The following is a 9635-nucleotide window of genomic DNA, read 5'->3' as shown; positions in this document are numbered from 1 at the left end:
CAACTGGGTCTATTATTACTACCGCGGCATCTGCGAGGAGCGCTCCAAGCAGTGGAACAAGGCCGAAGCCGACATGCGCAAGGCGCTCGAGCTGCAGCCCGAGCAGCCCCACGTGCTGAACTATCTCGGCTATTCGTGGATCGATCAGGGCATCAATCTCGACGAGGGCATGAAGATGATCAAGCGCGCCGTCGAGCAGCGCCCGGACGACGGCTACATCGTGGACTCGCTGGGCTGGGCCTATTTCCGCATTGGCAATTACGACGACGCGGTGAAGAATCTCGAGCGCGCGATCGATCTCAAGCCCGAGGACCCGACCATCAACGACCATCTCGGTGACGCCTATTGGCGCGTCGGCCGCACGCTGGAAGCGAAATTCCAGTGGGCTCATGCCCGCGATCTGAAGCCCGAGCCGGACGACTTGCCGAAGATCGAGGCCAAGATCCAGAACGGTATTCCCGACGACGCCTCGCCGTCCTCGGCTGCCTCCGAAGACAAGAAAAAAGAAGACGGCAAGGGCGGCTGATCGCGAGATCCGATCGAGGGGGCGTATCGCCAATGGGGGCGCTGATCGAGGATGCGCGGGCCAAGGTCAACCTGACCCTGCGGGTGGTTGGACGGCGGGTGGACGGGTATCACGACCTCGAGAGTCTGGTCGCCTTCGCCGATTGCGCCGACCGCCTTAGTCTGTCGCCGGGATCCGAACTGCATCTTCTAACCACCGGGCCGCTGGCGCAGGCCTGCGGCGAGACATCAGACAATCTCGTTTTCAAGGCCGCAAAACTCCTGGGCGAGCGGGTACCGGCGCTCCAGCTCGGCGAATTCGTCCTCGAGAAAGTGCTGCCGGTCGCGGCCGGAATTGGCGGCGGCTCGGCGGACGCCGCCGCGGCGCTGCGGCTCCTGGCGCGGGCCAACGGTCTTGCCATCGACGACCCCCGCCTGGTCGAGGTCGCGGAATTGACGGGCGCCGACGTGCCGGTTTGTCTGGCTTCGCGCGCCTGCGTCATGACCGGCGTCGGCGAAACGCTGCTTCCGCTCGTTCTGCCGATCATGCCCTGCGTGATGGTCAATCCGCGCGTTCCCGTGGCGACCAAGGACGTGTTCCAGGCGCTCGGCCTGCGCAACGGCGAATTGCTGGTGGGGGCCTCCGACGTGTTGCGGGCCACCGATTGGCCGGAAGCCGGCGCATCGCTCGAAGACTGGGTAGAAGCGCTCGCTGCCGGCTCCAACGACCTCGAAGCGCCGGCCACGCGCATTCAGCCTGTCATCGGCGAGGTCATCTCGGCGCTCAACGCCACCAATGGGGCCTGGCTGGCGCGGATGTCGGGGTCTGGCGCGACCTGCTTTGCGATCTACGAGAACACCGCCGAGGCGCAACGCGCGGCGCAGAAGCTCCGGCTCGATCACCCCGGGTGGTGGGTGCACGCGGGAACGCTGAGCTAGCTGGTCTAGGGTCCCGCGATCGCAGCAACCGTCAATGCGACCGCGCCAGGCAGAACGCCACCACCTGCTCTAGCGCGGTCTTCATCGCCGATGCCGGAAACAGCGCCAGCGCGTCGACCGCCATCGCGCCATAATGCTGGGCGCGGTTGATGGTGTCCTCGAGCGCGCGGTGTTTTGTCATTAGCCCGATGGCATGGTCGAGATCGCCGTCGCCGATCTCGCCGCGTTCCAGCGCCTTGACCCAGAAAGCGCGTTCGCCGTCGTTGCCGCGGCGGAACGCCAGCACCACCGGCAGCGTGATCTTGCCCTCGCGGAAATCGTCGCCGATGTTCTTGCCGAGTTTTGCGGCCTTGCCGCCGTAATCCAGCACGTCGTCGACGAGCTGGAACGCAATCCCGAGATTCATGCCGACCGAGCGGCACGCGGTCTGTTCGGCTTTCGGACGGTTGGCGATGACGGGACCGACCTCGCAGGCGGCGGCGAACAGCTCGGCCGTCTTGCCGCGGATCACGGCGAGATATTCGTCTTCGGTGGTCGCGGTGTTCTTGGCGGCGGCGAGCTGCATCACTTCGCCCTCGGCGATCGTGGCCGCGGCAGACGATAAAATGTCGAGCGCGCGCAGCGAGCCGACCTCGACCATCATCCGGAAGGCCTGGCCGAGCAGGAAGTCGCCGACGAGAACGCTGGCCTCGTTGCCCCACAGCATGCGCGCCGACAGCTTGCCGCGCCGCAATTCGCTTTCGTCGACCACGTCGTCATGCAGCAAGGTGGCGGTATGCATGAATTCGACGGAGGCGGCGAGCTTGATATGGCCATCGCCGGAGTACCCGGAGAGACCGGCCATCGCCAGCGTCAGCATCGGGCGCAGCCGTTTCCCCCCTGAGGAGATCAGGTGATTGGCGACCTCGGGGATCATGGTGACTTCCGAGCCGGTCCGCGACAGGATCGTGGCGTTGACCCGCTCCATATCGGGAGCGACAAGCGCGACCAGTTCATCGATCGAAGCGCTTGCCGGGCTCTCGAAGGGTACAATAACCGCCACGCTGGTCTCCACTTTTGCCCAATTCGCACTATCCTCAGATACAATAGAAAGTGCCGGGGAACGCGGCAAGGGCACGATGCGGTCGAAAAGCCTCGTGGGGCCCTTCGGCCGCGCCGAAAAGGAGTGCCACAATTGCGGGAATTGGTTCGAACCAACGATATCGTGCTGGTTTCGGCGGTTGGAGCGCTGCTCGACGGCGCGAATATCCATCATCTGGTGCTGGACCAGAACATGAGCATTATCGAAGGCTCGCTCGGCGTCCTGCCGCGCCGGATTCTGGTCCATGACGACGATAACCTGCAGGCGCGGCAGATTCTGCGCGATGCGGGGCTGGCCCACGAATTGCGGGCCGATGACTGATTCCGGCGGGTATACCGAGGATGCGTTTCTCGGTGGCCAATTGCGTCTGCGGCAGCCGAAATCGGGTCACCGCGCCGGCCACGACGCCATGCTGCTGGCGGCGGCGACGGCTGCGCGTCCAGGCGACCGCGTCGTCGAATTCGGCGCCGGTGTCGGCGCCGCCGGTCTCGCGCTTGCCAAGCGGATCACGGAAATCAAGCTGGTGCTGGTGGAGATCGATGCCGGTCTCGCGGAACTGGCGCGCGGCAACGCCGCCGCGAATGCGATTTCCGCCGATGTCATCGTGCTGGACGTGACGTCCGAGCCGGGTGCGTCTGCCGCCGCGGGCCTTGCCCCCGACAGCGCCGACGTCGTGCTGATGAACCCGCCGTTCAACGATTCCGTGCGGCACCGCGCCTCGCCCGACAAGTCGCGCGCATCGGCGCATGTGGCGACCGCCGCGACGCTCGAGAGCTGGATTCATGCGAGCCGGCGAATCCTGAAATCCGGCGGCGTCCTGTCTTTGATCTGGCGCGCCGACGGCATTGCTGACGTGCTGGCGGCACTCGACCGCGGCTTTGGCAGCCTCAAGATCTTGCCGGTCCATGGCGACCCGTCGATGCCGGCCAATCGCGTGCTGATTCGCGCCACCAAGGGCGGCAAGGCGCCGGCGGAAATCCACCCGGGGTTGATGCTCAATGAAGCGTCAACCGTGCCCAATAAATGGGTTCAGGAGATTCTGGCCGGGAAGGGGGTTTTGCCGCTGGCATACCCCTGACAGCCGGCCCGGTCGCTCAAGGTGATCAATGGAACCGCTATTGGGGGAGCGTTTTCGAACCTTGTTTTGGCGCGGAAGTGAAGTGAATCGCGGTCAGGAGGGTACCGATCAGCATCACCAGCAGATAGATTTTCATGACTTTCTCCGCTGCGCCATTGCAGCTCACAACGGCTACGATGCAAAAGGCGTTCCACTCCGGTTAACCGACCCTCTTGCAATGTCAGTAATCGGATAAGAAATCGTTAATTTTGAGGTAACGGCATGACCGAACAAAGTGGCGACCGCGGCGGATGGCCTGGCCTGCTCGACAGGCTGATGGACTTTATTCCGGCGCGTCTGCGGCCCGGGACCGCGGTGGTGCCGGTAGTCCGGCTGTCGGGCCTGATCGGTGCGGTGACGCCCTTGCGGCCGGGCATGTCGCTGGCCGGCGTCGCCAGGACGCTGGAGCGCGCGTTTGCGACCAAGCATGCCCGGGCCGTGGCGCTGGTGATCAATTCGCCCGGCGGTTCGCCGGTGCAGTCACGCCAGATCTATCTTCGCATTCGCCAGCTCGCTGCTGAGAAGAAGCTGCCGGTCCTGGTTTTCGTGGAAGATGTCGCGGCATCCGGCGGCTACATGATCGCCTGCGCCGGCGATGAAATCTTCTGCGACCCGTCCTCGATCCTGGGCTCGATCGGCGTGGTCGGCGGCTCCTTCGGATTCCAGGATTTGATCCAGAAGATCGGCGTCGAACGGCGGCTCTATACGGCGGGTGAGCACAAGGCGATGCTCGATCCGTTCCTCCCCGAAAATCCCGACGATGTCGCGCGCGTGAAGGCGCTTCAGCGCGAGATCCACGCCATCTTCATCGCGCTGGTCAGGGAAAGCCGGGGTGCTCGTCTCAAGGGCGCCGACGACGTGCTGTTCACCGGCGAATATTGGGCGGGAGAAACCTCGGTCTCGCTCGGCCTGGCGGATGCGATCGGCGACCTGCGCTCGACCTTGCGTGCGCGCTATGGTGAGAAGGTGCTGACGCCGGTGATCGCGCCTTCGGGCGGCCTGCTGTCCGGGCTGCTCGGCCGCAAATCGGCCGGCGCGGGCACCCTGATATCGCTGGATGGTATCGGGGGCCTGCCGGACGAACTGATTTCCGCGCTGGAAAGCAGGGCGATTTGGGCCAAATTCGGATTCTAACAGCGAATTTAGCGCGCCATTTGGTCTCGGGTAAAGCGATTGCAGGCGGGCCCGGCTTGGGCGAGAATGCGGGAGTGGGGCGCGACGAATGAACGACAAGGATCGACCGATGCCGCCGCTGATTGCAATTGCGGGCGCCCTGGGTGGGCTGGCCGTGGTCCGCTGGGCCTACCGCACCGCCCTGCGGGTGAACAGAGAACTGGAAGAGGCCCGTCTCGCACGGGTCGCCGAAGCGGCACGCGCGGGGGATATTCCGACGCTGCGGCGGGATCCCAACACCGGCGCTTACCGGCCGGGCTGACCGGCTCTGCGAAATTTGCGGCTGAAAATACTTGCGCCGGCCTCGGGGTGAGGCATCACCCCTGAGAACCGGCGGGCAAGCTTGGAGGTAGCCGTGTTATCGGACGCTCCGGGCGTTCGTGCCTCACAAAGCAATCGAGAGAGATCACGAACCGGAGAGCCGATCTTCGAAAAGCCAATCATCTCGGCCTTCCGAAGTTCCGCCGTGATAGTCCTCAATTGTTGACGAGCCGCTGCCGGCCGGCGCGGCGCCGCTGGTTAGCGGCACCTCTCCCCAAACGTTGCAATTGTTGCCGACAGCGGCACTTTCACGGCAAATCCCGCCTCCCATTGCCTTGATTCCCGGCCCCCCCGCCGATACGGTCCCGCGCGCTTGCCGCCCCCTTCAGCAAAGACTGACTCGACGATGGATTCGCTGCCTCCGCACATGCGCCCGGAACGTTCGTTCCAGGGTTTTATTCTGGCCCTGCAGCGGTTCTGGGCGGATCAGGGCTGCGTGATCCTGCAGCCCTACGATATGGAGATGGGAGCGGGCACTTTTCATCCGGCCACCACGTTGCGCGCGCTCGGGCCAAAACCGTGGAAGGCCGCCTATGTGCAGCCGTCGCGCCGGCCGAAGGACGGCCGCTACGGCGAAAACCCCAACCGGTTGCAGCACTATTACCAGTTCCAGGTGATCATCAAGCCGTCGCCGCCGGACCTTCAGGAATTGTACCTGAAGTCGCTCGCCGCCATCGGCATCGATTCGCATCTGCACGACATCCGCTTCGTCGAGGACGATTGGGAAAGCCCGACGCTCGGTGCGTGGGGGCTGGGCTGGGAATGCTGGTGCGACGGCATGGAGGTGTCGCAGTTCACCTACTTTCAGCAGGTCGCGGGCGTCGAGTGCGCCCCCGTCGCGGGCGAACTCACCTACGGACTCGAGCGGCTTGCGATGTATGTGCAGGGCGTCGACCGCGTCTACGACCTGAACTTCAACGGCCGCGAGGGCGCCGAGAAGGTCAGTTATGGCGACGTGTTCCTGCAGGCCGAGCAGGAATATTCGCGGCACAACTTTGAACACTCCGACGCCGACATGCTGTTCAAGCAGTTTTCGATGGCCGAAGAAGCCTGCCGAAAATATCTGGACGCGGGCTGGAAAGACGGCAAGCGCGAGGCGCATCTGATGGCGCTGCCGGCATACGACCAGTGCATCAAGGCCAGCCACGTCTTCAACCTGCTCGACGCCCGCGGCGTGATCTCGGTGACCGAGCGGCAGAGCTACATCATGCGCGTGCGCGAACTGGCAAAGGCCTGCGGCGAAGCCTGGGTGCACACCGAAGCGGGCGGGGCGACTTGAGAAAACCGATTTTGGAATTGAGCCTTTCAGCGAGCACGAACCTGCTCCCCTCCCTCCGCGCGCAGAGCGCGCGGCGGGGAGGGGTCGGGGGTGGGGGGTGGATGACACAGACACCGCAGCGTCCGGTCGACCACCGCGTGCCACGCGCTCGAGCTTTGCGTCGCGACGCGACCGAAGCCGAAAAGAAGCTGTGGCAACATTTGCGGCAACCACAGTTCAAGGAGCATCACTTTCGGCGTCAGGCAACGATCGGTCCTTACTTCGCCGACTTCGCCACGCATCAGGCCAAGCTGGTCATCGAAGTCGATGGCGGTCAGCATTCCGGCAGCGCGTTCGATGAGGTGCGTACACGATATCTCGAAGCCAACGGCTATCGCGTCTTGCGGTTCTGGAATAACGACGTTCTGGCCAACATGTCCGGCGTACTCTCGGCAATCGATACAGCGATACGTGCCGATAGACCCCCCACCCCCGACCCCTCCCCGCCGCAAGCGGGGGGAGGGGAGTAGAGCAAATGCCCGATCTTCTCCTTGAACTTTTCTCCGAGGAAATTCCCGCGCGGATGCAGGCGAAGGCGGCCGACGATCTGCGCCGCATGGTCACCGACAAGCTCGTCGCCGAGGGTCTCGTCTACGAGGGCGCGAAGGCGTTCGCGACGCCGCGGCGGCTGACGCTGACGGTGCACGGTATTCCGGCGCGGCAATCCGACCTGAAGGAAGAGCGCCGGGGACCGCGCGTCGGCGGGCCGGATGCCGCGATCGCGGGCTTTCTCAAGGCCACCGGGCTTGCCTCGATCGATGAGGCGACGATCCAGCGCGATCCGAAGAAGGGCGACTTCTACGTCGCGCTGATCGAGAAGCCCGGCCGCGCCACGCTGGACGTGCTCGCCGAGATGCTGCCGGTCATCATCCGGACGTTTCCGTGGCCGAAATCGATGCGCTGGGGTGAGCGTTCGTCGCGGCCCGGCGCGCTGCAATGGGTGCGGCCGCTGCACGCCATCGTCGCGACCTTCGGTTTGGAGACCGAAGAACCCGACGTGGTCAAATTCGCCGTCGACGGCATCGAGGCCGGCCAGACCACCTATGGCCACCGCTTCATGGCGCCGGCGCCGATTTCGGTGCGCCGCTTCGAAGACTACGAAGCAAAACTTCTGGATGCGAAGGTCGTGCTCGATCCCGAGCGCCGCAAGGACACCATCGTCACCGACGGCAGGCAGTTGGCGTTCGCGCAAGGCTTTGAGCTGGTCGAGGATCAGGGGCTGCTCGACGAGGTCGCTGGCCTGGTGGAATGGCCGGTCGCGCTGATGGGATCGTTCGATGAGGATTTTCTCTCGATCCCGGGCGAGGTGGTCCGCGCCACCATCCGGAACAACCAGAAATGTTTTGTCGTCAGCGATCCCAAAACGAAAAAGCTGACCAACAAATTCATCCTCACCGCCAACATCGAGGCCTCCGACGGCGGCAAGGCGATCGTCGCCGGCAACGAGCGCGTGATCCGCGCGCGCCTGAGCGACGCGAAGTTTTTCTACGAGACCGATCTGAAGATGAAGCTCGAAGACCGGCTGCCGAAGTTCGACAGCATCGTGTTTCACGAGAAGCTGGGCACGCAGGGCGAGCGCATCAAGCGGATCGAGCGGCTGGCGGCGGAAATCGCACCGCTGGTCGGCGCCGACGTCGAAAAGGCAAAGCGCGCCGCGCATCTGGCAAAGGCCGATTTGCTGACAGAAGTGGTCGGCGAATTCCCGGAGCTGCAGGGTTTGATGGGAAAGTATTACGCGCTGGCGCAGGGCGAGGACGCTTCCGTCGCCGCCGCGAGCGAGGAACATTATAAACCGCAGGGGCCGGCGGATCGGGTGCCGACCGACCCGGTGAGCGTTGCGGTGGCCCTGGCGGACAAGATCGATACGCTGGTTGGTTTCTGGGCGATCGACGAGAAGCCGACCGGAAGTAAGGACCCGTATGCGCTAAGGCGTGCAGCGCTGGGGGTGATAAGGATCATCACCGAAAATCAACTTCGATTTCCTCTTTTCGAACGTGCGATACTGCATTCGCTTTTCTTTGCGGAAAGAACGCTTTCGACCTTTGAAGGAATGGTTTCCAAGAACGCGAGATCGCTCGATTTTGTCTTGCCGGGACTCGCCGAAACTCTGTCCGAGCGGGCTCACCAAATGGCCAGGTCCGACGAGGCTTTGGCAACAGCGTCGGCGCACTTTGATGCCCTCATTACCGATCTGCTGTCCTTCTTCGCCGACCGATTAAAAGTCCAGCTACGCGAGCAGGGCGCGCGCCACGACCTTGTCGATGCCGTATTCGCGCTCGGAGGCCAGGACGATCTCCTGATGGTGGTCCGCCGCGTCGAAGCGCTGGGCAAATTCCTCGATACCGATGACGGCAAGAACCTGCTCGCGGGTACCAAGCGGGCAAGCAACATTCTCGCCATCGAGGAGAAGAAGGACAAGCGCAGCTTTAACGGCGCGCCCGATCCGGCGATCTACAGGCTCGCCGAGGAGAAGGCGCTCGCCAAGGCGATCGACCCGGTAAGGATCGAAGCAAGCGCAGCGGCAGCGAAGGAGGATTTTGCTGGCGCGATGAGCGCGATGGCGAAGCTGCGGCCGGCGGTGGATGCGTTCTTCGACAAGGTAAAAGTCAACGACGACGATCCGAAGGTGCGCGAAAACCGCCTGAAGCTGCTGAACGAAATCCGCGCCGCGACGCGCGCGGTGGCGGATTTTTCCAAGATACAGGATTAGCAACACCGTCATTGCGAGCGAAGCGAAGCAATCCATAGTGAAGCAAAGATGGATTGCTTCGTCGCTGCGCTCCTCGCAATGACGAACACCCCTTCTGCATTCCTTTACGGATTTAAGCCGACAGGCAAATCACCTGGGCAATTTATCGACCCCTCTGTCCAGCCCTCTTTGCAAAAATATTCTGATTTTCCGAAGGCCCAAATCACCCTAATAACCCCGCCGTCCCGTCCCACGGAGGGGCGTTGCGCAACGTCACGAAACGCGGAGCGGGATGCGGTGGACGCGGGCGGCGCGCTTGACGGGCGATGCGGCTGGCGGACGGAGAAGTCGTGTGGTCCTGACGCCCCGACGCTGGCGTCAAGTTGGCGAAAAACAATTTTCGCCGGCGAGGGTGGCAAAAAAGCCCGGTCGCCCGGGAGAGCGCGAAGGAAACCGTTAAAACCATTGCGCGGGGAATGCCGGGTGATTCCGG

At 63.6% G+C, this 9635-nt stretch carries 10 protein-coding genes; 9 read left to right on the top strand and 1 reads right to left on the bottom strand.

The features are described from left to right. On the top strand, window positions 1-526 hold a 526-nt coding region (locus QZ213_RS18735), incomplete at its 5' end, for a tetratricopeptide repeat protein (protein ID WP_291687586.1). Window positions 527-558: 32 nt separating this feature from the next. Continuing rightward, window positions 559-1443 (top strand): 4-(cytidine 5'-diphospho)-2-C-methyl-D-erythritol kinase, encoded by an 885-nt coding sequence (locus tag QZ213_RS18730; RefSeq protein WP_291687585.1) that lies wholly within the window; start codon window positions 559-561, stop codon window positions 1441-1443. Window positions 1444-1474: 31 nt separating this feature from the next. On the opposite strand, the gene QZ213_RS18725 is transcribed toward QZ213_RS18730, so the two are convergent. Beyond that, complete coding sequence (locus QZ213_RS18725; RefSeq protein WP_291687584.1) at window positions 1475-2485, bottom strand: polyprenyl synthetase family protein; 1011 nt, start codon at window positions 2483-2485, stop codon at window positions 1475-1477. A 132-nt stretch (window positions 2486-2617) separates the two neighbouring features. Between QZ213_RS18725 and QZ213_RS18720 the strand changes: the two genes are divergently transcribed. The 7 genes from QZ213_RS18720 (at window position 2618) to glyS (ending at window position 9163) form a co-directional block, all read left to right on the top strand. Next, window positions 2618-2845: a DUF2007 domain-containing protein gene (locus QZ213_RS18720; protein ID WP_291687583.1), complete on the top strand. Its 228-nt coding sequence runs from the start codon at window positions 2618-2620 to the stop codon at window positions 2843-2845. Beyond that, window positions 2838-3602 carry a methyltransferase gene (locus QZ213_RS18715; protein WP_291687582.1) on the top strand — a complete coding sequence of 255 codons (765 nt, stop codon included), beginning with the start codon at window positions 2838-2840 and terminating at the stop codon, window positions 3600-3602. Before QZ213_RS18720 ends, QZ213_RS18715 begins: the two co-directional genes overlap by 8 nt. Before the next feature lie 261 nt (window positions 3603-3863). Beyond that, on the top strand, window positions 3864-4775 hold the full coding sequence (locus QZ213_RS18710; RefSeq protein WP_291687581.1) for a S49 family peptidase: 912 nt from the start codon (window positions 3864-3866) through the stop codon (window positions 4773-4775). Window positions 4776-4884: 109 nt separating this feature from the next. Further along, window positions 4885-5076 (top strand): hypothetical protein, encoded by a 192-nt coding sequence (locus QZ213_RS18705; protein WP_291687587.1) that lies wholly within the window; start codon window positions 4885-4887, stop codon window positions 5074-5076. Window positions 5077-5481: 405 nt separating this feature from the next. Beyond that, entirely contained in the window at window positions 5482-6414 is a 933-nt protein-coding gene (locus QZ213_RS18700; protein WP_291687580.1) for a glycine--tRNA ligase subunit alpha, read from the top strand. A 101-nt stretch (window positions 6415-6515) separates the two neighbouring features. Further along, on the top strand, window positions 6516-6923 hold the full coding sequence (locus QZ213_RS18695) for a DUF559 domain-containing protein (protein WP_291687579.1): 408 nt from the start codon (window positions 6516-6518) through the stop codon (window positions 6921-6923). 5 nt (window positions 6924-6928) lie between these two features. Then, complete coding sequence (gene glyS, locus QZ213_RS18690; RefSeq protein WP_291687578.1) at window positions 6929-9163, top strand: glycine--tRNA ligase subunit beta; 2235 nt, start codon at window positions 6929-6931, stop codon at window positions 9161-9163. Window positions 9164-9635: the final 472 nt, after the last annotated feature.

The organism is Bradyrhizobium sp. (genome assembly GCF_017881085.1).
Lineage (GTDB): Bacteria > Pseudomonadota > Alphaproteobacteria > Rhizobiales > Xanthobacteraceae > Bradyrhizobium.
Note: the sequence above shows the minus strand (reverse complement) of the source record. Positions and strands in the feature narration are given on the sequence as shown.

What these genes read in the sequence shown, in the direction of transcription:
- QZ213_RS18715 (WP_291687582.1), top strand. Translation starts at nt 2,838, where the DNA reads ATGACTGATTCCGGCGGGTATACCGAGGATGCGTTTCTCGGTGGCCAA.
- glyS (WP_291687578.1), top strand. Translation starts at nt 6,929, where the DNA reads ATGCCCGATCTTCTCCTTGAACTTTTCTCCGAGGAAATTCCCGCGCGG.
- QZ213_RS18730 (WP_291687585.1), top strand. Translation starts at nt 559, where the DNA reads ATGGGGGCGCTGATCGAGGATGCGCGGGCCAAGGTCAACCTGACCCTG.
- QZ213_RS18700 (WP_291687580.1), top strand. Translation starts at nt 5,482, where the DNA reads ATGGATTCGCTGCCTCCGCACATGCGCCCGGAACGTTCGTTCCAGGGT.
- QZ213_RS18705 (WP_291687587.1), top strand. Translation starts at nt 4,885, where the DNA reads ATGCCGCCGCTGATTGCAATTGCGGGCGCCCTGGGTGGGCTGGCCGTG.
- QZ213_RS18695 (WP_291687579.1), top strand. Translation starts at nt 6,516, where the DNA reads ATGACACAGACACCGCAGCGTCCGGTCGACCACCGCGTGCCACGCGCT.
- QZ213_RS18710 (WP_291687581.1), top strand. Translation starts at nt 3,864, where the DNA reads ATGACCGAACAAAGTGGCGACCGCGGCGGATGGCCTGGCCTGCTCGAC.